At 52.9% G+C, this 25735-nt stretch carries 26 protein-coding genes; all 26 read right to left on the minus strand.

Features of this window, described 5'->3' with window-relative positions:
- Window positions 1–565: FAD-dependent oxidoreductase (locus tag NP596_RS07315; RefSeq protein ID WP_256614643.1), on the minus strand; the 565-nt coding region annotated here is incomplete at its 3' end.
- Window positions 566–568: 3 nt separating this feature from the next.
- Complete coding sequence (locus NP596_RS07320) at window positions 569–853, minus strand: c-type cytochrome (protein ID WP_256614644.1); 285 nt, start codon at window positions 851–853, stop codon at window positions 569–571.
- 5 nt (window positions 854–858) lie between these two features.
- Window positions 859–1602: a 23S rRNA (guanosine(2251)-2'-O)-methyltransferase RlmB gene (rlmB, locus tag NP596_RS07325; protein ID WP_256614645.1), complete on the minus strand. Its 744-nt coding sequence runs from the start codon at window positions 1600–1602 to the stop codon at window positions 859–861.
- The gene (gene rnr, locus NP596_RS07330; protein WP_256614646.1) at window positions 1599–3914 is read right to left on the minus strand and encodes a ribonuclease R; all 2316 of its coding nucleotides are present in this window, start codon (window positions 3912–3914) and stop codon (window positions 1599–1601) included. The genes rlmB and rnr overlap by 4 nt, the downstream gene beginning before the upstream one ends.
- Before the next feature lie 65 nt (window positions 3915–3979).
- Entirely contained in the window at window positions 3980–5569 is a 1590-nt protein-coding gene (locus NP596_RS07335) for a cyclic-di-GMP receptor FimW-related protein (RefSeq protein ID WP_256614647.1), read from the minus strand.
- Between the two features lie 279 nt (window positions 5570–5848).
- Window positions 5849–6295 (minus strand): hypothetical protein, encoded by a 447-nt coding sequence (locus tag NP596_RS07340; protein ID WP_256614648.1) that lies wholly within the window; start codon window positions 6293–6295, stop codon window positions 5849–5851.
- An 85-nt stretch (window positions 6296–6380) separates the two neighbouring features.
- Window positions 6381–9317 (minus strand): DUF748 domain-containing protein, encoded by a 2937-nt coding sequence (locus NP596_RS07345; RefSeq protein WP_256614649.1) that lies wholly within the window; start codon window positions 9315–9317, stop codon window positions 6381–6383.
- Window positions 9318–9330: 13 nt separating this feature from the next.
- A complete protein-coding gene (locus NP596_RS07350; protein WP_256614650.1) occupies window positions 9331–11109 on the minus strand; it encodes a hypothetical protein in 1779 nt (592 codons plus the stop codon).
- Window positions 11110–11231: 122 nt separating this feature from the next.
- The gene (locus NP596_RS07355) at window positions 11232–11630 is read right to left on the minus strand and encodes an RNA-binding S4 domain-containing protein (RefSeq protein WP_256614651.1); all 399 of its coding nucleotides are present in this window, start codon (window positions 11628–11630) and stop codon (window positions 11232–11234) included.
- Entirely contained in the window at window positions 11623–11982 is a 360-nt protein-coding gene (locus NP596_RS07360; protein ID WP_256614652.1) for a rhodanese-like domain-containing protein, read from the minus strand. The genes NP596_RS07355 and NP596_RS07360 overlap by 8 nt, the downstream gene beginning before the upstream one ends.
- Before the next feature lie 38 nt (window positions 11983–12020).
- On the minus strand, window positions 12021–12977 hold the full coding sequence (ispH, locus tag NP596_RS07365) for a 4-hydroxy-3-methylbut-2-enyl diphosphate reductase (RefSeq protein WP_256614653.1): 957 nt from the start codon (window positions 12975–12977) through the stop codon (window positions 12021–12023).
- A 38-nt stretch (window positions 12978–13015) separates the two neighbouring features.
- A complete protein-coding gene (gene rraA, locus NP596_RS07370; protein WP_256614654.1) occupies window positions 13016–13501 on the minus strand; it encodes a ribonuclease E activity regulator RraA in 486 nt (161 codons plus the stop codon).
- Window positions 13502–13519: 18 nt separating this feature from the next.
- A complete protein-coding gene (gene trhP / locus NP596_RS07375; protein ID WP_256614655.1) occupies window positions 13520–14875 on the minus strand; it encodes a prephenate-dependent tRNA uridine(34) hydroxylase TrhP in 1356 nt (451 codons plus the stop codon).
- Between the two features lie 136 nt (window positions 14876–15011).
- Entirely contained in the window at window positions 15012–15563 is a 552-nt protein-coding gene (gene rfbC / locus NP596_RS07380; RefSeq protein WP_256614656.1) for a dTDP-4-dehydrorhamnose 3,5-epimerase, read from the minus strand.
- Window positions 15563–16450 (minus strand): glucose-1-phosphate thymidylyltransferase RfbA, encoded by an 888-nt coding sequence (gene rfbA, locus NP596_RS07385; RefSeq protein ID WP_256614658.1) that lies wholly within the window; start codon window positions 16448–16450, stop codon window positions 15563–15565. The genes rfbC and rfbA overlap by 1 nt, the downstream gene beginning before the upstream one ends.
- The gene (rfbD, locus tag NP596_RS07390; RefSeq protein ID WP_256614686.1) at window positions 16447–17346 is read right to left on the minus strand and encodes a dTDP-4-dehydrorhamnose reductase; all 900 of its coding nucleotides are present in this window, start codon (window positions 17344–17346) and stop codon (window positions 16447–16449) included. The genes rfbA and rfbD overlap by 4 nt, the downstream gene beginning before the upstream one ends.
- Before the next feature lie 25 nt (window positions 17347–17371).
- Complete coding sequence (rfbB, locus tag NP596_RS07395; protein ID WP_256614659.1) at window positions 17372–18442, minus strand: dTDP-glucose 4,6-dehydratase; 1071 nt, start codon at window positions 18440–18442, stop codon at window positions 17372–17374.
- 109 nt (window positions 18443–18551) lie between these two features.
- Window positions 18552–19238: a sensor histidine kinase gene (locus NP596_RS07400; protein ID WP_256614660.1), complete on the minus strand. Its 687-nt coding sequence runs from the start codon at window positions 19236–19238 to the stop codon at window positions 18552–18554.
- Window positions 19235–20869: a tetratricopeptide repeat-containing response regulator gene (locus NP596_RS07405; protein WP_256614661.1), complete on the minus strand. Its 1635-nt coding sequence runs from the start codon at window positions 20867–20869 to the stop codon at window positions 19235–19237. Before NP596_RS07405 ends, NP596_RS07400 begins: the two co-directional genes overlap by 4 nt.
- Window positions 20870–21021: 152 nt before the next feature.
- Window positions 21022–21495: a GNAT family N-acetyltransferase gene (locus tag NP596_RS07410; protein ID WP_256614662.1), complete on the minus strand. Its 474-nt coding sequence runs from the start codon at window positions 21493–21495 to the stop codon at window positions 21022–21024.
- 425 nt (window positions 21496–21920) lie between these two features.
- Window positions 21921–22682, minus strand: coding sequence for a DUF2971 domain-containing protein (locus NP596_RS07415; RefSeq protein ID WP_256614663.1), 762 nt, complete (start codon window positions 22680–22682; stop codon window positions 21921–21923).
- Between the two features lie 44 nt (window positions 22683–22726).
- Window positions 22727–23491 carry a 3-deoxy-manno-octulosonate cytidylyltransferase gene (gene kdsB / locus NP596_RS07420; RefSeq protein ID WP_256614664.1) on the minus strand — a complete coding sequence of 255 codons (765 nt, stop codon included), beginning with the start codon at window positions 23489–23491 and terminating at the stop codon, window positions 22727–22729.
- Window positions 23488–23679 (minus strand): Trm112 family protein, encoded by a 192-nt coding sequence (locus NP596_RS07425; RefSeq protein WP_256614665.1) that lies wholly within the window; start codon window positions 23677–23679, stop codon window positions 23488–23490. Before NP596_RS07425 ends, kdsB begins: the two co-directional genes overlap by 4 nt.
- Window positions 23660–24673 (minus strand): tetraacyldisaccharide 4'-kinase, encoded by a 1014-nt coding sequence (lpxK, locus tag NP596_RS07430; RefSeq protein WP_256614666.1) that lies wholly within the window; start codon window positions 24671–24673, stop codon window positions 23660–23662. Before lpxK ends, NP596_RS07425 begins: the two co-directional genes overlap by 20 nt.
- Window positions 24670–25104 (minus strand): ExbD/TolR family protein, encoded by a 435-nt coding sequence (locus NP596_RS07435; RefSeq protein ID WP_256614667.1) that lies wholly within the window; start codon window positions 25102–25104, stop codon window positions 24670–24672. The genes lpxK and NP596_RS07435 overlap by 4 nt, the downstream gene beginning before the upstream one ends.
- A complete protein-coding gene (locus tag NP596_RS07440; protein WP_256614668.1) occupies window positions 25104–25718 on the minus strand; it encodes a MotA/TolQ/ExbB proton channel family protein in 615 nt (204 codons plus the stop codon). The genes NP596_RS07435 and NP596_RS07440 overlap by 1 nt, the downstream gene beginning before the upstream one ends.
- Between the last annotated feature and the right edge of the window lie 17 nt (window positions 25719–25735).

The raw sequence follows: 25735 nt of genomic DNA on the forward strand, positions 1-25735 counted from the left end.
GATCCGGCGGCGCGACGATTAACACCACGCCGCCGGCCGGCATGGCTTGCAGTTGCCGGGCCAATAAGGCTGTCTGCGGCCCCGCCTGCCAGGCATGCGGAAACACATTCGCCATGGCGGGCGTATGGCCGGCTATGGCATCCCATTGAAAAGCGATGCCGGGAGACAGTATTAAACGGTCGTAAGGCAACGCTTGCCCGCCGGACAAGCGTAATTGTCGCCGGTCGCGGTCAATCGATGCCACGCTATCGGCCACCACGCCAATACGGTGGCGGCCTTTCAAAGCCTGGTAGTCGACAGTTAATTGCGGCAGGGTCTTCAGACCGGCAAACAGCCAGTTACTGCCGGGACAGGTGATATAGGCGGCTTTCGGTTCGACCAGGGTGATGTCGAGACCGGCATCCAGACTCCGCAGCGTTTTCGCCGCCGTGGCGCCGCCGAAACCGCCGCCCACCACCACCACATGAGCTGTTGAACCTTTACGGAACAGGTTTTCGCAACCGCTCAAAGCGCCCGTCCCGGCGGCCATGGCTTGCAAGAAGAGTCTTCTGGAAATGCCGCTCACGGTTTAATCTCGAGCGAGATAATCGGCGATAAGCCGCAAGTCGTCGTCGCTAAAACCCTTGGCGATACGCGGCATCAGCGTCGCCGACTTTCTGCCGTATTTAAAATCCAACAGATCCTGTTGGATTTTTTGCGCCGGCAAACCGGCCAGCAACGGTATATCCCGCTCCGAAGCGGAATGATCTTGATGGCAAGTTAGGCAATTATCAGCCAAGAGTTGCGGATTAAGCTCCGCAAAAACCGGCAAACTCCACATCAGGCACAAAGCCGGTAAACGCCGCTTCAACATCGGGTTTATCGGGCATGTTTTTGCCGGAATACTTCATACAGCAACACGCCGGCGGCTACCGACACGTTCAGGCTTTCCACTTGGCCCGCCATCGGAATTTTGACCAAAAAGTCGCAATGCTGCCGGGTCAAGTGCCGCATGCCGGTGCCTTCCGTCCCCATCACCACGGCCAGCGGCATATCCAGCTTCATGTCGTAGAGGGTCTGTTCGGCTTCGCCGGCGGCGCCCATGATCCAGACGTTTTGTTCCTTCAACCAGCGTAAAACCCGCGCCAAATTGGTCACTTGATAAACCGGCACGGTTTCCGCCGCGCCGCTGGCCACTTTACAGACCGTGGGTGTTATACCGGCCGCGTTATCCTTGGTGACGATGATGCCATGCGCACCCACCGCATCCGCCGTACGTAAACAGGCGCCCAAATTATGCGGGTCTTGCACTTGGTCCAAAACCAGATAAAAAGCCGTTTCGGTCAATGCCTCCACATCCCGCTTTAACTGATCTTCGCCTCGCATGGCCGGCAATTCCACCGCCACCACGATACCCTGATGGTTTTTGCCGTCGGCCATGCGATCCAGTTTTTTACGTTCGGTTTTCTCCGGCCGGATACCTAAAGCCGACAAATCGTCCAGCACTTGTTTGAGGCGGGCATCCTGTCTTTGTTGGTCGGTCCAAGCTTGTTTGATTTTTTGCGGCGAATAATCCAGCGCCGCCTGCACGGCGTGAATGCCGAATAATTGGGTTAAACTCATGGTTTCCGGCGTCTTTTGGATTTGGGTCTGGTTGAGCTTTTAGCCTCTTTTTGCGGTTCGCTTTTTTTGCCGCGACTTTTGTCAGAGGGAGATTTGCCGGTTTTTTTAGCGCTTTTACCGCTCTGCAGCAGTTCGAAATCGATTTTTTTGTCGTCCAGATTAACCCGCACCACTCTGACTTTGACCAAATCCCCCAATCGATAACGTACCCCGGTACGCTCGCCGTACAACTGATGCCGACCGGCATCGAAATCGAAATAATCGTTATGCAGCGAGGCAATGTGTACCAAGCCTTCGACATAAATGGATTGCAACTCGACGAAAAAACCGAAACCGGTCACGGCGCTGATAATGCCGTCGAATTCCTCGCCGATTTTATCCATCATGTATTCGCATTTCAGCCAGCTAACCACATCGCGGGTGGCGTCGTCGGCCCGGCGTTCGTTGGCGGAACAATGCTCGCCCAGTAACACCATATCGGGGTGGGTATAGTGAAATTCGCCGACTTTTTTGCCCGACAGGCAATGCCGTATGGCCCTATGCACCAACAAATCCGGGTAACGGCGTATCGGCGAGGTAAAGTGGGTATAGGCCTCCAAAGCCAGGCCGAAATGGCCTTTGGTGTCGGGGCTGTATACCGCCTGAGACATGGAACGCAACAAGATGGTCTGAATCAGATGGGCGTCTTTTCTGTCCTTAACGGATTCCAGCAAATGCATGTAATCCAGCGGCGTCGGCTGAGCGCCGCCGCCCAAATGCAAACCCAATTCTCCCAGAAAGGTTTTTAGGGCCAACAGTTTTTCAGCCCCCGGGCCGTCGTGAATGCGCAGCAGACGCGGCATTTTTTTGCGGTTTAAAAATTTCGCCGCCGCGGTATTGGCCGTGATCATGAACTCTTCGATCAATTTGTGCGCATCGTTGCGCACCACCGGCACGATTTGTTCGATTTTCCGCTGCGCTCCGAATACGATACGGGTTTCTTGGGTATCGAAATCCATCGCGCCGCGCATGTCGCGCTGCTGCCGCATGACCTGATACAAGCCGTACAAACTCTGTAAATGCGGCATCAGCGCCGCGTATTGTCGGGCCAGCTTTTGATCGCCGTCCACCAGCATTTTGGCAACTTGGGTATAGGTCAAGCGGGCATGCGACCGCATCACGGCTTCATAAAAACGGGAGCGCAATACAGTGCCTTCCGCATTGATGACCATTTCGCAAACCATGCACAAACGGTCGACTTGCGGATTGAGCGAACACAGGCCGTTGGATAAAATCTCCGGCAGCATCGGAATCACTTTTTCCGGAAAATAAACCGAGGTGCTGCGGTTTCTGGCTTCCGCGTCCAGCGCGGTGTTGACGCGTACATAATGCGACACGTCGGCGATGGCGACCAACAGCTTCCAGCCCTTGGCGGTTTTTTGCGCGTAAACCGCGTCGTCGAAGTCCCGCGCATCCTCGCCGTCTATCGTCACCAAGGGTAATTGGCGAATATCTTCCCTGCCCTGCTTAGCTTGTTCCGGCACTTCCGGGGTTAGGGATTTAATCTCTTCCAGCAAGGCGTCGGGCCACTGGTTGGGTAAATCGTAGGAGCGAATCGCCATTTCGATTTCCATGCCAGGCGCCATGTGCATGCCCAATACTTCCGCCACCCGCCCGATGGGTTGGCAATGGGCGGTAGGTTGCTGGACGATCTCCGCCACCACAATCTGGCCTTTTTTGGCGCCGCCGGTATCTTCTTGAGGAATCAAGACTTCATGGGCGATTTTTTTATTATCCGGTACCACATAGGCGACCCGGCCCTCGACGAAAAAACGCCCTACAATTTGGTGAGTATTGCGCTCGCTGATTTCCACGACGGCCGCTTCCCGGCGCCCCTTGCGGTCGATACCGGAAACGCGCGCAACCACTCTGTCGTTATGCAGCAAGGGTTTCATTTCCCGCGGGGATAAAAACAGGTCGTCGCTGCCGTCGTCCGGCTTTAAAAAACCGAAACCGTCGGGGTGTCCCAGTACCCGGCCGCCGATGGTGTTGTGGCCATCGCCCGGACTGTATTTTTGCCGGCTATTGAAAACCAGTTGTCCATCGCGTTCCATGGCGCGCAGCCGGCGTCTTAATGCCTCGAGTGCGTCCGGACTTTCCAGGCCGAATTGTTGGGCAATTTGTTGGCGGCGCAGCGGCTTTTGCGCTTGCGTAATCAGCTGCAGAATCAGCTCGCGGCTGGGGATGGGGTTTTCATATTTCTCGGCCTCACGCTGAGCGTGGGGATCTTCGAGTTTTTTGAAATCAGTTTCCTGATCTTGAATGTCTGTCATTTATTTTCAGTGAATAAAACGTGCGCCGAAATTGGCGTGTGACTGTCCGATGACAGCCGCGGATGTTAGATAAAATCATAACCTTTTTTGCTTCCCTGTTGCTGGCCGGGCTGCTCCATGATACGCCGGCATTCAAATTGCCAATATCCCAGCCCTACATTTTTACGGCCATTCAGAATGATGGGGAAATTCTCTTGCCCCATGAACATGCGCAATATATCGCCGTCTTTTACCATGAAGGATTCGATGATGATATAGCTTCTTTCTTCGTCGTTATGCTTTATGCCGTATAACAAAGCCTTGCGGGGTTCGGATTCCGCCGCCGCGTCCGGCTCCTGGTAAGTGACCGAATAAGATTGCGCGGCAAGCACGGTCACCTCAAAAATCAGCTTGCTATCCTGCTTGGGCAGCAGGATTTTACACACCACGCCCAAACAACGCTGCTGCGGTAAGGCGTCGGTTTTTCTAAAACTGACCAGACTGCCGATCGACAAAACGCCTTCTTTTTCGAAATGGCAATACAGGGCGCGATCCGAATCCGTTTCCGCCAATACTTCCACATCCGCGGCAACAGGATGACCCGGGGTTTGCAATTCGTGCGTCGCATCCAAGCCGATGGCCAGATAGCGGCTTAAGCGGTCGGTGAAATACGCCGTACCCTGCGGCTCCTTGCCTTCCCAACGCTGCATCAGGTATTCGAACAATTCGATCGATAATTTTTGGTTATCGATTTTGTGCGCGTCCAGGGAGCTAAAGCGCGCCTCATCCTTGCTGCAAAATTTTTCGGGTTGTTTGACGATTTTATGCAGCCGGCCGAGATTCAAATACATTTTTGCCGAATCGGCCCGCCGGTCTTGGCCTTCGCTGGCCAGCGAAAAACTGGGCGGCAAATCCTCATCCATTAAAATCAGGCATTGGGCCGCTTGGTCGGCCACCGGTTTTTTTTCGATCAACACCAAGTCGCTGATTTTTTCGATGAAATCGTAAACCAACTGAAACTCTTTCTGCATCAATCCGGAAGGATAGGCCAGGCTCAACAGCAATATTTGTTTGTAACTTTCTTCAATGCTGCCGGATTTACCGAACAGCCCGGCCTGGTCGCCGACCTTGGCGGTTTCCTTGCCGAGTTTCACCGCCAATTTATACAGCGAATGCAGATCGAACCATATCCAGTCCGGGACCGGATATTTCATAATGTAATGCGTGATAATGATGCTGCTGAGACCTTTGACGGTGCGTTGTATCGATAATGCGGTATTCTTGCCCTGCAGCCAGCCCACCTCGCGCCGCGTCAAATCGCGGGCCACGCTCCAGTAGCCGATGGTGAACTGTTTTTCCACCAAAACCACCAGGCCGAAAATTTTTTTTTCAATTTCTCCCTTGGGAAAACCCGATTTAATCAGCCTGGAACGTAAATACTCCTCTATCATCAAAAACTGCGGCCGCAATACCTCCAGCGCATTCAGGCGGTTTGCCGTGGTCATGTCCAATGAAATCAGATCATTGAGCAAATCCTGGAATAAGCGGGTGGCCAAACCGGGGTTGGCGGTAGGCAGCTCCGCTACCCATTGCCGCAAGGCGGGTTCGGCAAAGGTAGCCACTAACTGCGGATCGATTTTTCGCTCGGGAATGACCAGAAAAAAAGAGTTTTTCACACACTGTCCAGATTATGGATTAGCCGACCGGTTCCGCATCGGTTTGGACCAAGAAACGCATGCAGGTTATCGAAGGTTCTCAAACCGGCATTAAAATCAAAATACTTCGCGGGTAATTGAAAATGCACCGATTGATGCGATCAGGCTTCGACGGCCGAAAAAGACCGGTTTAATTGCAAACGTCTGATGGCGGCTTTACGAAGGCCCCGGCATGCCGGGAAAGCACGCGGGGCCCGATCGTTGCAACGTCCGGAATCGACCACGCTTTTCCCTCCCGGCTTACCGGGGTGAAATGGTCAGAGCGCCCAGCGTGACCCCGATATCGATACCGCGCCCTTTTCCGGATAATGCCAACGATATTTCACCGGAGGTCAACACCTGGCCATCCACGGATTTTGTAACGCCCGCGTGTCCTTCCAGCGCCGCATAATGCCCGTAAATTTCATTCAGGTTCCGCACGTCGGAAAACACCCCGGTGCCTTCGATTTCGGATTTGCCTATGGTAAAGCCTATGCTTTTGGAGGACAGGCCTACCTGGGCCCGCTGGCCGTTTCTGCAGCTGACATGCCCCACGCCATCGTATTGTTTATAAACAAAAGACCAACCGCTTAATTTATAAGTCATGGTGCAGGATGTCATTGGATCGGCAAATGCGGGCATGGCAATCATATTAAATAATACGGCCATCGATACGCACGCCAAGGTTTGGAAAAATCGGGTTTTCATTTTATCTCCACACACTCCCCTATCGAACAATACGGGATTTTAGTTTTATGAATGGGCAATTATAGTACAAACAGTCGCTTACCGGTCATGACGCCACATTCAACGACAATATGGCCGTGATACCGCCTTCGGCGGCCTTGTTATTCAACTCGGTAGCCAAAATGTAAATCCGACTCCTGTCCACGCCGGCCTTTTCGGTCAAATATTTGGCGATATGGTTTGCCCGGCTGACAGCCAGATCGTTCAACCGTTCCGGCTCCGGCGGCATGATGGCCTCCAATTCCCGCCGGGCCAGCGCATAAAAATCGGCATCCGGATTGCTTTTGACCCGCGGCGCGCCGAATAAGGTGCGGTCGAAATTTTGCGGAAACACTTCCGCATAAAATTTGGCTAACAAACGCTTATATTCGTCGTCCGACAATTCGATATATTCGGAACGAATTTTCTCGCCCTTATCGCGCAGCTCGCCGGACTTCATTTTTTTTAAAATATCTTTCAAGGCGTCGAAGCGCATCACCGGCCAATCCTGAATCTCGTACGCCACGCCCTTGATCTCCAGCACCAACTCCGGTTTGGTTGTTAAGGCTTTGGCAATCCGGTCCAGTTTCGCGCTTTCTTCCGTACTCAGATCGCTGCTACCGGCGGCAAAGCTCACGGTACTGTAATCGTTATCGTCATCAAACAACGAGGCCAGCGCCTTGAAGGGCGAAGTAACCGCCTTGGTGATCAAATTGACCAGCACATCAGCCACCAAAGACCCCACACTGAATTCAGGATCTTCCAGACTGCCGGTAATGGGAAAATCCAGATTGATTTTACCGTCGCCGTCCTTCAATAGGGCCACGCCCAATTCCAAAGGCAAGGAGACCGCTTTGGGGTTTTCCACCTTTTCCCCTAATACCAATTGATCGATAAATACCTTGTTTTGCGCGGACAACTGGCCTTTTTTGATGCTGTAGGCCAAATTTAGCGCCATTTGGCCTTTCTCGATTCTATAACCGGCAAATTCCGCCATATAGGGGGTCACCAATGCTAAAGGCATATGACTAAAATCCAGCGTGATGTCAGAATCGCCGCTTTGCAGGCGATAGTTGCCTTTGATTTTCACGGTCGCCAGATCATGCACCTTCCCCAGTAATTTCAACTTGACGTCGTCGTCGCTATTGGAGGCAAAACCGTCCACCTCGCCATTCAAGCTGTTCATCTTGACCACAAAGGGCAAAATCAAAGAATAATCGGCAAAATCAGACTGCCCGTTCTTCATTTCGATTTTGCCTATTTTAACCACAGGCTCTGGACTTTTAGGCTGTGGTGCAATGGCTTTAACGGCCGTTTTGCTGTCTGACTTGGCGGCTGGTTGCGCCACCAAAATGTCGGCGACGTTGTTGGTACTGTCTTTTTTGATCATGAAGCGGATATAGGGCCGGTCGAAAATAACCTTGCCCAATTTAAAATCCTGCTTAGGCACGTCCAACAGCATTTGTTGCACGTCCAATTTGGTCCATTTGACAAAGTCTTTGTTATTGGCTTTGTCCCGGGTAATCAGTTGATCGATATTGGCATCGCCCCGATAAGTCAATTGCAGCGGCTCCGTGGCCGACACGTTTAATTGACCCTGGGTATCGAAATCGCCATCCACCAACTCAAGTTTGACAAATGGCTCCAGATAACTCTGAAAGGTTTTTAACTTGATGTCTTGCAGTTCCAAGCGCAAATTCGTCGAAAACGGCGCCAGCACCATGTCGCCAGCAAATTTCACATTGCCGGTTTGGTTAAAACGGCTGCTGAATTGCAAAGGCAATCTGATACCGTCCTGATTGCGGTAATCCTTTAAGCTGGCATTCAGCTCGCTTAGCTGCAATTGGAGAGGCTTGGGCTGGGTAAAATCCGTAAAGTCGACTTGATAATTCGCCAAGGTCAACTCCCCGAGCCGGATATCCCAAGGTTTGACGGCTTCATTTTCCGAAGCCACGGCAGTTGCGGCAGTCTGGTCGCCGGCAAACAAGCTTTGGTAATTGATTTGACCATCCGCTTGCAGCCAGGATTTGATCAGCGCATTGCTGCTGCTCACGCTGGCAATATCCAGCTGTTGTTTTTGCAAGTCCAGTTTGATGCCATCGACAGCCAATGAGGCTAAATTAATCAAGCTTTCCGATTTGCCCGGCTCGGTCAGGCTGAGCTGTTTGACATCCACACCGGCGTTAGTCAATAAAACCTGTGTACCGGCGTCCGTGCTGGAGAAAGCATAATCGGTTTGCAAAGCCAACTGGCCGTCGACAATTTCCAGCGGCAGTTGGTCTTTTAAAAAAAGTTGCCAAACTTTGGTTAAGGCCAAGCCATCCAGTTTGAGCTGCCCTTTTGAACTCAAGGCCGTCAAATCCAAATCCCCCCGCCACGTTAAATTGCCTCCCGAACCCAGCTTAAAGCTCAGATCGACTTTTGCCAGCGCGCCGGGTTGAGTGCCGACGCCCGTCACGGTGAGATTAAGCGGACTCACGTTTTCCCCTGCGTTTGGCCCGGCTTGCAGATCCAGCCAGCCAATTTGGCCTTCTTCCATGGCAAGCTGATGAATCAATATCGGCAGATCGGTGGATTCCGCCGTTGGCGGAGGTTGCTCATCCTCGGCGGCCGGCGCGGAAAGCTTTTCCATTACCTCGGAAAAATTGAAGCGGCCATCGGCCCGCCGCTCCAGACTGGCGACAGGCTTGGTTAATTTCACGGCCGCCAAAATCAAACCGCTTTGCTTGATAGACTCAATGACATCAACATCGACAGTCAGTTGCTCGAAACCGAGCAAACTGCCGCCTTCCGGCAAGGCAACGCTGAAACCCCGCAGTTCCGCATTCAACTCAAAGGGATTGAGATGCACGGCTTGCAACTTTACGCTTAGTCCGGTTTTTTCGGCCAACAGCACAGGCAATTTATCCGCAGCCAATTTAGGCAAAAGATAAAAACCGGCTCCCGCATAGACTGCCAATAATAACGCTATGACCGCGCAGAAAATCAGTGTTTTTTTAAGCATTAAAACACCCGCTCTAATGCAATTGTTTTAAAAACTCGGCTTCAATGCGGCAGCCTCCCAAATCGGGATAATCGGTAATATTTTGTTCAAAATCCCGATAGGATGAATGCTGGAAAGCCAATCGGGTAATTTTGTCCCGCACCACTTCAAACTCCAGCGCGCCGCCTTTCTCGCGCGGACTGCCCGGCTTGCCGACAAATAAGGTAATACCAATGTTTGCCAGAGGCTGACCTTGGTTCATGGCCGGCCTGACGCAACTGAAACTATCGACATTTAAGCCGGCGATCACAGCCGCGAATTGCGCGGCGCTGATGACTACCCCTTCGTCGGGAATAGCGGGTAGCTGCAATAAAGCTTCCAGTCCAAAATTTCCCAGATGATTTTGCAGCAACACACTGCCGTTGCCGCCATTGTCCGCCGTCAGCAGCGGATACAATTGCCGGGCGACTTCTTCCTTGTCCGGATGGCTCAAAGCTGTCAGCAATTGCCGCCCCACGGATTGCACGGAACTGATCACGCCCTCTTTTTTTTGCCGGTTACTGCTCAGATTATCCCAGTCTTGCACCGTATTGACCGGCAGCCGCATGCTTTGCATGGCGACATAATCCTCAGTGGCCAGGCAGCCGGCAAAATCCTTGCTGCGATACTGTTCCAAGACGCGGGGCCGAATGGCATCGGCCATGGCTTTTTGCGGGGTGATATTAAAATTTTTCCAATCCGCTGATTTGGCAAGAAAGTAATACAACACTGCATTGCGGTCATATTTATTAAAGCCCAGCCCCTTCAAAACCAGTTTCAGGCGACGACATTGATTTTCCACTTCGTCATATTGTTGCCAATCCGGGTTTAAGTTGGGTTTTTCCGCCTGATCGACTTGATCGATCAGCTGCCGTAATGGCATTTCGCCCGCAGCGGTTTGAATCGGCAAACGTAATAATTCATCCAACGATAAATCGTGCGCATCCGGCACTCCTTCAACGATAGACTTTAGTAACAAAGACGGCAGCAATTCCGGATAAACCCGCATTTCACCCAATAATTTGGTTTCGCTGGCCCAGGCTTTCATACCGCCATCCACCACTTCGTAGACCGTCAAGCGACTTTGGTTTAGTTGACCGCCCTGACTGCCCAAGGTGACACTGGCTGGAAGATTGTGGGTTTCCGAACTGTATTTGGCGGCAGCGGAGGGCTTGTTGACAGCCGGTTGAGCCGCGCTGGCCTCAACCCAACTGCCGGCCAGTTTACCCATCACGGCAATCCCTGTGCCCACTCCGGTTAACGCCATCAAGCCACTGGCGGCATTGATGTCGCCCACCAATTGGGACAGATTGGCTTCGTGATTATTGCTGGTCAAAAAACTGTATTCGACCTGTGTATCCTTTGCGGAATCCAGTCTTAGCCAGGGGGTTAAATTCACTTTTTTGGTTTCCAGCTTGAAATTGCATTTCCCGGTGGTGGCTTGATACAAAAAACCGCTGGTTTCGCGTTTGAGCTTGAGTGCATCGTTATGAATGTTAAACAACAACGCGGCGGATAAATCCCCCGACTCATACGAGGCACCGATATCGCTACAGCCGCCTTTCAGCGCGTTGTCGCCCTTAAATTCAAATTCGGACACAATTTGCACATAATAATCGTCCGCCGTTACCGATGACTGCCCCTTGATAGGGCTCAGGGGCGAGGTCTCGGTTTTGGGATAATCGACGGCAATTTGCCGACTGGTGGCGCAGGCGGACAGTAAACCGCCGGAAAGCAGAGCAACATGAATCAATAATGCGGGGCGTATCGACATTGAGTATCCTGTTTAGTGACGCAAACCTCGCGCCAATCAAATGAAATACTTGCCGCGAAGCAATCCGGAAATGATAAATTGAAGTAGTTGTTGTGGCTATGTTTTTATGGCTACCGGCGCAATTATCCTGCGTCTTGCTTGAAACGATGAATTTGCCGGCGCTGTTTTTTATTGGGTTTGCGCTCCCGTTCCGAGGGATGCAAAAAAGCTTGCTGCTGCTTATGCAATTCCATTTGCTCTTGGCGCTTGGTAGCGCTGGCTTCATCTTCTCGATAAAGCAAAACGGCTTCCTTGGCGGGCCGCCGCTGCTTGTTCAGATCGGTAACCTGAATTTCCCAGGTATATTGGTCCTTGGTGACGGTAATGACATCGCCCAGCTTGATATCCTTACCCGGTTTGCAGCGTTGGCCGTTGACATGGACTTTGCCGCCGTTAACGGCATCGGCCGCCAAGCCGCGGGTTTTGAAAAACCGCGCGGCCCACAGCCACTTGTCGATGCGAAGCTCGGACACTTCAACCAAGCGGCAAACCACTCTCCGACCAAGCCTTAAAGCCGCCGGCCATGCTGACCGCTTGGGTATAGCCCAATTGATTTAAAGCGAGGGCGGCCAATGCGGAGCGGCCGCCGGTTTGACAGTAGACGACGATGGACTCTTGCTGCTTGCCTTGAAACTCGGGGGTGGCATCGATTTTAAACTCCAACACCCCGCGCGGAATGTTGATAGCGCCGGGCAAATGCCCGGCGGCATATTCGGCCGGCTCCCGAACATCGAGAATCAAGCTGCTTTGCAACTGACCCTTTGCTGTTGCCGTGTCTACTTCTTTGATCTGTTGCTTGGCGTTGGCAACCATCTCCATTGCGGTTAAAGCCATTGATCCTCCTTATGGACGGTTATAAAAAGACTGAAAAACTAAGCTTCCATATGCTTTTTCAATTCCTTGGGAATCGAAAATACCACTTTTTCTTCGATACCGGTGTTTTCCCGAACCGAAGTGGTTTCGCCGCCCCAGGCTTTCAATTGGTTAATCACTTCCTGCACCAACACTTCCGGCGCGGAAGCGCCCGCGGTGACACCCACCACGTCGATGCCGTCCAGCCATTCCTGTTGCAAATCCTTATAGGTATCGATCAAATAGGCCGGCTTGCCGAGCTGTTCGGCAATTTCGCGCAAGCGGTTGGAATTGGAGCTGTTGGGCGAACCCACCACCAGAATCAAATCGGAGATTTTCGACAAATCGTGCACGGCATCCTGGCGATTCTGCGTGGCGTAACAAATGTCGTCTTTTTTCTGTTCCTTGATGGAAGAAAAGCGTTCGCGCAATGCATCCACCATCACCTTGGTATCGGTCATCGACAGGGTGGTTTGGGTCACATAGGCCAGATTGTCTGGATTGTTAACCTTCAGGTTTTTCACATCTTCCGGGGTTTCCACCAAATAAATGTCGCCATGCTCGGTACATTTATCGTACTGACCCATGGTGCCTTCCACTTCCGGATGGCCGGCGTGACCGATCAAGATCACTTCCCGGTCTTGCTTGGCATGTTTGGCGACCTGCATGTGCACCTTGGTCACCAAGGGACAAGTGGCATCGAACACGGTCAATTGCCTTTCCTCGGCTTCTTTTTGCACTTCCTTGGATACGCCGTGGGCACTGAAAATCAGATACGAGCCCACCGGTACATCGCTTAAATCCTCGATAAAAATCGCCCCTTTTTCCTTCAGGCCATCCACCACGGTACGGTTATGCACCACCTCATGGCGCACGTAAATAGGCGCGCCGAAGGTATCGATGGCCTGATCGACAATTTCAATTGCCCGGTCGACGCCGGCACAGAATCCACGAGGGTTTGCGAGTACGATTTGCATAATTCTTGAGTATTTTACTTGGTTAAGACAACGGGATTTTAATCCAATTTTGTATCCGAGACGATAATTCCGTCGCCATCGGCATAAATATAATGATCTTTTTTAAAATTGACGCCGGCGAACGTAATCATCTTGTCCCTATCGCCGTGCCCGTGTTTATTGCTGCGCAACGGGTGCGTATTCAGGGCCATGACGCCGACGGGCATTTTGCCGAGCAAATCCGCACCGCGTACGCAACCGTACACCACGATACCTTCCCATGCATTTTTCACCGCCAAGGAGGCCAATGTATCGCCCAACAAAGCGCAACGCCGGGAGCCGCCGCCGTCGATGACCAGCACCCGTCCCTGGCCGTTTTCTTCCAGCGTGGTACGTACCAGGGAATTATCCTCAAACACCTTTAGGGTGGTGATAAGGCCGGAAAACCGGCATTTTCCGCCGAAGTGCCTCAGCATGGGCTCGGCTATCTGAAAATTTTCCTGTTCGGAAAAACGGTCGCAAAGATCAGCGGTGGCTATCGGCATGGCAATGCTCCCGGATACCTAGAAATAACGCGCCAACAGGCCGTATTGGCACTCCGCATCGGGCAAGGGGATACGGACTTCATAGCCGCCGCCCGAGGCCTCCTGCATGGGGTTGCCGTATTTATCGAACATACGGTCAACGGTGATATCGCTATTGCCTTTCGGCAAAATCAATTCCAATTTATCGCCCACGCTAAATTTATTTTTCACGTTGATCTCGGCCAGGCCGGTGGCTGCGTCGTAGGCGGCGATTTCGCCGCAAAACTGCTGCTGGTGGCTTTTGGAATAGCCGGAAATATAGTTTTGGTGCTCGTGAGTATGGTGCCTTTGGTAGAAGCCGTCGGTATAGCCCCGATTGGCCAGATTATCCAACACGCCGATCAGTTCCGGCTGAAACGGCCTGCCCGCCAAGGCATCATCGATCGCCTGCCGATACGTTTGCGCCGTGCGCGCAACATAATAGTGGGACTTGGTGCGGCCTTCTATTTTCAAGCTATCCACGCCGATTTCCACCAAGCGCTGCACATGTTCTATGGCGCGCAAATCCTTTGAATTCATGATGTAGGTGCCGTTTTCGTCCTCCATGACCGGCAGCAACTCGCCTTTACGGCCTTCCTCTTCCAGAAAATAGATGTTATCCGCCAGAGGATGCCGCTCCGCGCCGCCGCAACTGGCCGTACTCAAGGTTTCGTTGAGCGCGTCCATCGACAAAACCGCATGCTCGTCCAGCACATAATCGCCCTCGGCATTTTCCTGGGCCGGCTTGGTATCGTATTTCCAACGGCAGGAATTGGTGCAGGTGCCTTGATTAGGGTCGCGATGGTTGAAATAACCGGACAACAAACAACGGCCGGAATAGGCGATGCACAAGGCGCCATGCACGAATACTTCCAATTCCATATCCGGGCATTCCTGGCGAATTTCGGCGATTTCATCCAGCGACAATTCGCGGGACAAGATCACCCGCTCCACGCCCATGCTTTTCCAGAATTTTACGCTGGCATAGTTGACGGTATTGGCCTGCACCGATAAATGCACCGGCATGTCCGGCCATTGCTCGCGGGTCAGCATGATCAGGCCGGGATCGGCCATGATCAAGGCGTCCGGCCGCATGGCAATGATCGGCGCCATATCCTTGACAAAGGTTTTAACCTTGGCGTTGTGCGGAATCACGTTGGCCGCCAGAAAAAATTTTTTCCCCAGTTGATGCGCTTCCGCAATCCCCTTAGCCAAGTTGTCGGCCAGAAAATCGTTATTGCGGACTCTCAGGCTATAGCGCGGCTGGCCGGCATAAACGGCATCGGCACCGAACGCGAAAGCGTAACGCATGTTGCGGATGGTGCCGGCGGGGGAAAGCAGTTCGATGTGTTTCATAAAATGTTTGTAGTCAACCCAAGAACCGCATTTTAGCAAATTCAGTTTAATCCAGCCCGACTTCTAAATATTTTACGACTCTAAAAACAAGTATCCGACTGGGGTTTTTGTGCTTTTCCGCCGCGAAAAACCGTTCTCAGTCATACAGTTCCGCCATGGAAAACGGTTGGCCTTGCCGGTCCTTGGCGGAAAGTTGCGGTATTGCGATGGCTGCCGGCCACTGCACGCCGATATCGGCATCGTTCCACAAGATGCAGCGTTCGTGAGCGGGCGAGTAGTATTCCGTGGTTTTATACAGAAATTCGGCAGTGTCCGATAATGTCAGGAAACCATGCGCAAAACCAACCGGTATCCACAGCTGCTGCTTGTTATGCGCCGATAGATTGACGCCCACCCATTGCCCGAAAGTCGGCGAATGTTTACGAATATCCACCACCACATCGAACACCTCGCCCTGCACCGCCCGCACCAGCTTGCCTTGCCCCTTCGGCGGCAACTGGTAGTGCAAGCCGCGCAACACGCCTTGCTGCGATTTGGAGTGATTGTCCTGCACGAATTGCGGCTTCAGCCCGGTCAGCTCCTCGAACAGCGATTGATTGAAACTTTCGTAAAAAAAACCCCGCTCATCGCCAAACACTTTCGGCGTGAATAAAATCACATCCGGAATGGATAGTCGCTTTGCTTGCACTAAAACACCTGTTGATCAAGAAGACGCATAAGATACTGGCCATAGCCGTTTTTAATCAGCGGCCTTGCCAATTGTTCGATTTTTTCCTTGCCGATCCAGCCGCTACGCCAGGCGATTTCTTCCAGGCACGCCACTTTCAGGCCCTGGCGATTTTCGATGGTTTCTATGAAATTGCCCGCTTCGATCAAACTGCCGTGGGTGCCCGTGTCGAGCCAAGCATAGCCGCGCCCCATGATTTCCACGCTGAGTTGTTTTTGAGCCAAATAGGCTTTGTTAACGTCGGTGATTTCCAATTCGCCGCGCGGAGACGGTGTTAAATTGCCGGCAATATCGACGACCTGGTTATCGTAAAAATACAGCCCGGTAACCGCATAATTGCTTTTGGGTTTGGCGGGTTTTTCCTCCAACGAGGTTGCTTGGCCTTGGTTATCGAAATTGACCACGCCGTAGCGTTCCGGATCGTTGACATGATACGCAAATACCGTGGCCCCGCTGTCTCGGCTGCCGGCCTTTTTAAGTTGTACATGCAGATCGTGGCCATAAAAGATATTATCGCCCAGCACCAACGCGCTAGGGCAATTGCCGATAAAGCCGCGCCCTATGATAAAGGCTTGGGCCAGACCGTCCGGGCTGGGCTGCACGGCATAAGACAAATTGATCCCCCAATCGCTACCGTCGCCCAAAAGATGCTGAAACAACGGCGTGTCTTGCGGGGTGGATATGATCAAAATATCCCGGATACCCGCCAGCATTAAGGTACTGAGCGGATAATAAATCATCGGTTTATCGTAAATCGGCAACAGTTGTTTGGATACGGCTTTGGTCACCGGATACAGGCGGGTACCCGAACCGCCAGCCAGAATAATGCCTTTACGTTGCGTCGTCATGATTTTCCTTGTATTTCCGTTAGCATGCGCTCTACCCCGCTTCGCCAGTCCGGCAAACGCAAATCGAAGGTGGTTTGGAGTTTTTCCGTGTTCAATCGGGAGTTTAACGGCCTGCCGGCCGGCGTGGGATACTGGCTGGTCGGTATCGCGATTAAAGCGTCCTTGGCCAGCTTAAGCGGCATGCCCGCGTCCCTGGCAAAATTCAGCACATAATCCGCATACTCGAACCAAGTGGTTTCGCCGTCGGCCGCCAAATGATAAAGTCCCGCAACGTCTTGCCGGTAACAAGCGGTACGAATGGCGTGCGCGGTCACATCCGCCAGCAATTCGGCGCCGGTGGGCGAACCGAATTGATCGTTAATGACCGACAGGCTTTCGCGCTCCCGGGCCAAACGAAGCATGGTTTTGGCAAAATTATTCCCCCTTGCCGCGTACACCCAGCTGGTGCGAAAAATCAGATGCCAGCAGCCGGATTGTTGTATCGCCCGCTCGCCCGCCAGTTTGGTCCGTCCGTAGACGTTCAACGGCTTGACCGCATCGTCTTCGCGCCACGGCCGCTTGCCGCTGCCGTCGAACACATAGTCGGTCGAATAATGCACCAGCCAGGCGCCATGAGTTTTTGCCGCATCCGCCAGCACCTCCGGCGCCCGGGCGTTGATAAGATCGGCCAGTTCGGTCTCGGTTTCCGCTTTGTCCACCGCAGTGTAGGCGGCCGCATTGACAATGACGTCCGGCAGTACATCGCGTACGGTTTGCACGATGCCACTCAGATTGCCGAGATCGCCGCAATGAGTTTGGCTATGCCGATCCAACGCAATCAGTTCACCCAGCGGCGCCAAGCTGCGCTGCAACTCCCAACCTACTTGGCCGTTTTTCCCGAACAACAGTATCTTCATGCCCATCGGTAACAGCGACCAGTAGTCACGCGTCCCGTCCGGCATAATTTTTTTCCAACCAGGATTGGTAATCGCCGGACAGCACATTATTCACCCAAGCCTGATGGTCCAGATACCATTGCACGGTTTTGCGGATACCGGTTTCAAAGGTTTCAGCCGGTTTCCAGCCCAATTCGCGCTCCAATTTGGTAGCGTCGATGGCATAACGCCGGTCATGGCCCGGCCTGTCGGTCACGTAGGTTATTTGCTCGGCATAAGACTTGCCGTCGGCGCGCGGTTTTAAGTCGTCCAGCATGCCGCACAGGGTATGCACCACCTCCAGATTGGCTTTTTCGTTCCAGCCGCCGATGTTATAAACCTCGCCCACCCGTCCTTCCGCCAATACCCGCCGAATCGCGCTGCAATGATCCTTGACATACAGCCAATCGCGAATCTGCCGACCGTCGCCGTATATCGGCAACGCTTGGCCGGTCAATGCATTTTGAATGCACAGCGGAATCAGTTTTTCCGGAAAGTGATACGGCCCGTAATTGTTGGAACAATTGGTGGTCAACACCGGCAAACCGTAGGTATGGTGATAGGCGCGCACCAAGTGGTCGCTGGCCGCCTTGCTGGCCGAATAAGGGCTATTGGGCTGGTATTGGTTGGCTTCCGAAAACGGCGGGTCGGCTTTTTCCAGGGAACCGTACACCTCGTCGGTGGAGACATGCAGCAAGCGAAAAGCCTGTTTTGCCGCATCCTGCAGGCCATTCCAATAGCAACGCACCGCTTCCAATAACCTGAAACTACCCAAAATATTGGTTTGAATAAAATCTTCCGGGCCGTGGATGGAGCGGTCCACGTGCGACTCGGCGGCAAAATTGACCACCGCGCGAATATTGTGCCGTGTCAGCAAGTCCAGCACTACCTCGTAATCGCCGATGTCGGCTTTTACGAAAATATGCCTGGCATCGTCCCGCAGGGAAGCCAGATTTTCCGGATTGCCGGCATAGGTGAGTTTATCGAGATTAACCACCGCCTCATCGGAACCGGCCAGCCAATCCAAAACAAAATTACTGCCGATAAAACCGGCGCCGCCGGTTACTAAAATAGTCATGAAGTTCTAATTATGGTGTTGCCCTTAACCTGGATAAGGTAAGGGCGGATGAATACGCGCGGGAATTTTAATGTATAGTTAATCGATACGTGAGTTAAATTTCAAGCGCTCACGGCAGATACAGGCTGAATCTGGCCCCGCCCAAGCGGCTATGGTTGTCGATCTCGACATAGCCGGTTTTATCGCGGTTTTTATGAAAGCCAGCAATCGCCGCTACAAAATACAGGCCCAAGCCCGTGTTACCGCTGACCCAATCCACGTCGGCCGGGTTAGTCAAATCAGCCTCGAGCAGATGGGGCGGATAGCCTAGGCCGTCGTCTTCAATGCAAAACCGCAAATACCCGTCCGCTTCGCTTGCAGAGATGAGCACCGCATTTTTGGTATAGCGCTGGGCATTATTCAGCACGGTTCCCAGCGCATTGCTGATCTGTTGATAATCGCAATAACACAATAAATCGTCGCGGCATTCGCTACGCACTTCGATATTTTGCAATCGAGACAAGCGGTCTTGCTGAGCTTTCGCCTCGTTGATCAAATCCAGCGCCGCGTATTCGTCCTCCATCAAACTGAACTTGCGGCTGTCGATTTTATACATCACCAATAACTGCATCAGGCTGTGGTTGATGCGGTTGGCTTCGAACTCCAATTGCCGGACCTCGTCAACCTGGCCGGCCGACTGCTTTAAACTCATTTGCTGAATCAGGCCCAACAAGGTGCCCAAGGAATTTTTGATGTCGTGCACGGTGGCCCCCAATATCACCGGAAACAGCGCATCTTCTTTTAAACCGGCGTTCATACCCTGGCACCCTCGTGATATTGCCGCAGCAGATTGGAAAATTCCATTTGTAAAATACCCAATTTATGCCGGTCGATATGGATCTGCCGGGCTTTTTTAAACAGCGCTTGCGCTCTCAGCAACTTTTCTTCCTCTATCCCGCTGGCCTTGAGGTCATGCAAAATAATTTTCAACATATTGATTATGATGGTCTTGTTATCCGGCATGCTGGCGATGGCCGTTTCGAATAAGGCCATCGCCTCCTTAAACTTGCCCTGCTTATACAAAGCCACGCCCTTGTTGTTGGTTGCTACCAAGGCTCGTTTGGTATTTTGAATCAAATCCTCCGAATGGTTTTCCAGACCGACGCTCGACTGCATGCGGCGCACATCGTCCAGAAACTGTTCATCGTCGATATGCGTCTTGATCAAACCGTCCAAAATCGTTTCCGCTTGCCCGGCTTGGTTTTGCAAAAAACAGCCTCGGGCGATGTCCAGTTGTAAATCCTTGGGCGTATTGGCCCCCAGCTGCTGGTGCAGCAGCAAGGCTTTTTGCAAACACAGGCCGGCCTTTTCGGTATCGCCGCCATTTTGGTGTAATTCAGCTTCCAGCGTGGTGGCGCGCAATTCGGCTTCCGGATCGTTATGAAACTCCTTGCGCATGTGGGCCAGGGTTTTTAACGCCTCATCCCCGGAGTGGGTCTTGGTGTACAACTTAGCCAGATTGGTAAAATCGCTACAAGACCGGTAGATCGAGTGCTTTCCCAAAGTTACGGCGGCTTTATAGGCTTTTTCCGCCACTGCCACGTTGCCGATTTTGTCCGCCGTTTCGGCGAGCTTCTTTTGCCGCAATATCGATTGCGGCGACAAGTCCACCGCCTGATTGACCACCTCTTGTACTTCTTGCAGTTTGTCTTCGGCTTCATACACTTTGGACAGCCAATCGTAACCTTCCAAAAACAACGGATGCGCGCGCAACAAGTCCTCAAAATGCGAAGCTGCCCCGGCAAGATCGCCGACTTGAAAATCGATGATGCCCAAGCCCAGCCTTGCCCAAGGCAAATCGCGCTCTTGCAGAATTTCCGCGTAAATCCCGCGCCCCGTGTCGAAATCGCCCACCAAGGTAGCCAATTCGGCGCGCATTTTTAATAAATGCGTCCTGACTTTTTTATGATTACCGGCCAACAATTTATCGCATTGTTGAATGGCTTGCGATAAATTGCCGCGCTCGACCTCCTTCTCTATGCTATTCAACAAGGTTTTGCGGCTCAGATTGCGCTCCAAGCGCGCGAATAATTGCTGGGCATTGAAAGGCTTGGCCAAATACTCGTCGGGCTTGCTGTCCATGGCGCCCAATACCATGCTGGCGCTTTGCTCGGCGGCGATAATGATAAACACGCAGTGATAGCCGATCAGCTTTTGCAGGCGCGCCTCCTCCAGCACCTGCTGGCCGTTCTTGCCGGCGCCCAAATTGTAATCGCACAACACCACATCGAAGCTGGTTTTACTCATGGCAAGCAGCGCATTCTCGCCATTATCGGCCTCGGTAATCAGGTCGGCGTCCAGGGTATACAGCATATTGCGGATGGCCTTCCGCATCGCGGGATAATCTTCGACGATTAATATGGACTTACCGGCCAGAATCGGCTTCATGTTGCTACGCGAAATTTGAAAATAATCGGCAATTCTAGTCCCGGCCAGCGATTCTGTCTCGGCATGCGGTTAATTTTCCTAACGCTGCGGTTTTGCCATGCCGGTTTACCGATGCCGCCAACGCATGGCGAAACCGAACGGATCGGGCCCATTCAAGGATCGGGCTGTTGCAGATCGACCTGCATCACCGTCACCGCGCACCCCCGGTAGTCTTCCTCGGACACGATTTGCCAACCCAACTTTCGATAAAACGCCGCCCGATCCGGAGTAAACAGATAAAGACGCCGTATACCGGCCAACGCGGCTTGCCGCATCGCATGTTTGACCAACTCGCCGCCCAAGCCCCGGCGGCGAAATGCCGGCGCCACGAACACGCTGGCCAGCCAAGGCGTCAATTCCGGCCGGGTGTCCATATCGCTTTCCACAATCGCCGCTGAACCGGCCAGCTGGCCGTCGTACTTGCAGACAAAGGTGCTCGGCAGCAAGCCGTCATCCAGATAACGCCGCATCTTGTCCATGCGCTTTTCCAGGGTACCGCCGGGATTCAAATGCGCCCATTCCCGCTGATGCCACGCGGCCAGGGTTGGAATATGTTCGGGTTCGGCGGCTAGGTTGATGATGTTCATTTCAAACACAGAATACCAAAAAGCTTTATCGACTCATTTAATCCGCGTGGGCACAAAAACCGTGCCCACCCTACCGGATTTCCCGGTTATGCTTAGCTTTCCCGGTGAGGCCGTGGGGTTTGTCCCGTTATGCCGCGCCGAGCACCGGAGGGTTTGAACGGATTTGCCCTTTAGGGGCGATGCAGGGATGCATCGAGTTTTTCGCAGGGGCTGGGATGCCCCTTCGAAAAACCCCGTTCAAAGCCTTCGGCGCGCAGGATCAACGCGGCATCCGGGTGTCTTTTCTTTTGGATACTTTTCTTTGGACAAGCAAAGAAAAGTATCGCGGTTGCCGGTCCGCGAACCGGCGTTAAATCTGGCTTCGCGATAGCGAATCATTTATTCCGCGTGGGCACAAAAACCGTGCCCACCCTACCGTACTACTATCACGCTTCAAGGAAAGCTACTTCAAAGCGATCCTTTCCTTGAACGGCTTGATAAAATTGAACATCACAGCCTCTCGCTGACACCCAATCTCTAATTTTTTCCTTGTGATCAGTCAACATTCTTATTCCAAACGTCACACTTTTCATAAGTTCGGCTGGATAAGTACGGGTTCCCGAACCAATATCATGATCCAAAATTCGCCACTCTCTTTCATAATTCCAATCAGTGAACTTTGTTAGCAAGCTAAGCTTAACTTTGTCCTCAATTGGCGTGTTATAGAAGTTTATTTCTGGGTACTCTTTTTCATAAGAAACCTGTTGGGCACCACCAAACACTGGAGTGTAATCTGTAGCTTCGAATTCTATGCAGAAGCCTTTGTGATCATCCGCATAATGAGACCACATCAAAATACTATCACGCCGCTCTGTAAGGCAATAAATCCCAACACAATGGCGAAATTCGTGAATCAAATCGTTCTTTAGAGCCTCCCAAACTGCAGGATTACGATGCCTATCTTCAAGATAGATAGCCAAAGCTTCAGCGCTAGCTGAATGGTGAGTAAGACGTGGGTTATTTGCTAAAACTGCCCGAACAAGCTGATCCATGATCTTATCTGGCTCATGGGTGAATTCGAATGAAGGAGTACATTCAAATGGGTCATTAAACTCAGCTGCTGATGAGAAATATACCGATGCTGTCGAGAAAAGAGCCTCACTGAATTCGTTAAGTTTTCCAAATTTATATAACCGTTCAATGGTCATTTAAAAAGTCCTGGTGCCACGCTAAATAACGCAAAGTCAGAGGCCTAAACCTGCCCCAACCTCAACCCCACCCGCCATAAATCTTCCTCGGTATCCACGCCGGCTTCCGGGGTTTGTTCGACGATATTTACCAGCACTTTTTCGCCATACCACAAAATTCTTAGCTGCTCCAGGGATTCGACGCTTTCCAGCGGCGATGCCGGCCAGCTGCAGTAGCGTTGCAAAAAACCGACCGTATAGGCATACATGCCGATGTGGCGGTAATGCGGATCGCTGGCGTCGCCGATTACATGATGCTCCGGGAAACTGGCGCGGTTCCACGGTATCGGCGCCCGGCTGAAATACAGCGCGTAACCGTTTTTATCCAGCACCACTTTCACCGCGTTGGGGTTGAAGATTTCGTCGGCATCCTGGATTTTGGCGGCCAGAGTGGCGATGCCGGCCTGGGTTTGTCCGGCCAACGCGGCGGCCACGTCGCGAATGTAGGCCGGCGGAATCAAGGGCTCGTCGCCTTGCAGATTCACCACAATATCGTCGGCCCGCCAACCCAATTTTTCCGCCACTTCGGCAATGCGCTCGGTGCCGGACTGGTGATTCGGATCGGTCATCGCCACTTGTATACCCAGAGCGGAAACGGTATCGAAGATGCGTTGATCGTCAGTCGCCACCACCACCTGCCCGGCATCCGCTTCCAACGCCCGTTCGCAGACGTGCACTATCATCGGCTTGCCGGCAATATCCAGCAAGGGCTTGCCGGGCAAGCGGGTCGAGGCGTAGCGGGCCGGAATGACGACTTTGAACCCGCTCATTTGCGCAAGGCGTCCGCTTCGTCGAAACTCAGTTGGCGAGCTTCGTCTTCCAGCATCACCGGAATATCGTCGCGAATCGGGAAAGCCAGATTATCGGCCTTGCAGATCAGTTCCTGTTTGTCCTTATCGTAAATCAGCGGGCTTTTGCACAATGGGCAAGCCAGAATATCAAGCAGTTTTTTGTCCACGGGTTTTGTCCTTGAGTAGTGTGAGTAATTGTTCGGCAAAGGCTTCCGGCAACACGGCATCGATCGGCAAATACCAATATTGCGGCTGGGCAAAATCGGCGCATTTGACGGCGTCCTTTTCGGTCATGACGACCGGTTTGGCGTCATTGAATTGTAAATCGGCGGCGGCGAAGGCGTGGTGATCGGGAAAGGCATGGGTTTGGCAATTCAGACCGGCCGCCGCAAGCTGGTCGAAAAACCGTTGCGGATTGCCGATGCCGGCCACGGCGTGGCACGCTTTGCCGGCAAACGCGGCCAACGGTTGCCGCTCGCCGCTTTGCAGATTGCGCAGACTGTCGCCCTTGCATTGCATGGCGATTTCGCCTTCCAGGAGTTCTTTTGGCGTATTGACCACCACCAAGTCCACGCTGTTGACCCGCTCGGGCGGCTCGCGCAACGGCCCTACCGGCAGGCAATAACCGTTGCCGAAACGGCGCTGGCCGTCGATCACCACGATTTCGATGTCGCGTTGCAAGGCGTAGTGCTGTAAACCGTCGTCGGAAATAATCACGTCGCAGGCGTTTTCCGCCAGCAGGTGCCGGGCAGCTGCCGGCCTATCGGCGCATACGGCTACCGGGCAGTCGCAGCGTCTGGCCAGCAACAAGGCTTCGTCGCCCACCTGGCGCGGATCGCTGTCGGCCGTTACGGACAGCGGCTGTTGATTTTCGTCGCCGGCATAACCACGACTGATCACACCCGGTTTGTAGCCTTGTTGTTTTAACAGCTGCACCAGCCAAATCACCAACGGCGTTTTGCCGGTACCGCCCACGGTTAAATTGCCGACGATGATTACCGGCACCGGCAAGCGAACCGATTTTTTCAGGCCGGTGCGGTACAAAAAACGCCGCAAACGCACCGCATCCACATAAAACATCGACAGCGGCATAAACCAGGCGGAAATATACATTTCCTTATACCAGGCATCCTCGAACCAGCGGGTTATTTTGGCCTTCATTTGTGCTCCGGCGGATTGATGGCAAAGGTTATATGATGAAAACCCAGTTGGTTGGCAATATCCAAGGCACTCACCACGGCCTGGTGCGGGGTTTTGCCGTCGGCACTGATAATGAACGGCAGCTGGCGCGAATCGCCGGACAAACCGGCCAAGGCACTTTTTAGGCTATCCGGACTCTGTTCGGCCAAAGGTTGCGGTTTGCCGTCCTCGCCCGCCAAGGCATATTTGCCGTCGGCATCGATAAACAAATTAACCGATTTGGCCGCCTGATCGACTTCTTCGCCATCGGCTTCCGGCAAATTGATTTTTAGATCGGTATGGTGGCGAAAGGTGGTGGCCACCATGAAAAAAAACAACAGCACCAGCAGCACGTCTATCATCGGAATTAAGCCGATTTCCACCGGCGCGCGTTTTTTGCGGCGGAATTCCATCAAACGTCCTCTCTGTTACCCTGCATGATGTCGATCAAACGCAGCGACTCTTCTTCCATCCGCACCACATGGTCGTCGACCAGCCGTTCGAAATAGCGGTGAAAAAACAGACTGGGAATCGCCACCGTCAAGCCGGAGGCGGTGCAAATCAGCGCCTCGGAGATGCCGGCGCTTAAGATGCCGGGGTCGCCCATGCCGCCGACGGCGATGTCGGAAAACACCCGGATGATGCCGTCCACCGTACCCAGCAAGCCCAGCAATGGGGTAATCGAGGCCAAACTGCCCAGCGCATTCAAATAGCGCTCCAACTCGAAGGCCACTTGGCGGCCGACTTCCTCGATGCTGGTTTTCATCATGTCCCGGCCGTGTTTGCGGTTCAGCAAACCCGCCGCCAGCACCCGCCCCAGCGGCGAACTCATTCGTATCCGGCGTATGGTGGCATCGTCAAGTTTGTTGTCCCTGTGCAGTTGCCAAATGTAAGGCACCAGTTCGGCCGGTATGATGCGTTTGCGCTGCAGCGACCAGAAACGTTCGCCGATGATCGCCATCGCCGCAATGGAACATAAAATAATCGGCAGCATCATCCAGCCGCCGCTTTTAATGATTTCAAACACCTAGAGTTTCCTCATGA

Source organism: Methylomonas rivi, from assembly GCF_024505165.1.
Lineage (GTDB): Bacteria > Pseudomonadota > Gammaproteobacteria > Methylococcales > Methylomonadaceae > Methylomonas > Methylomonas rivi.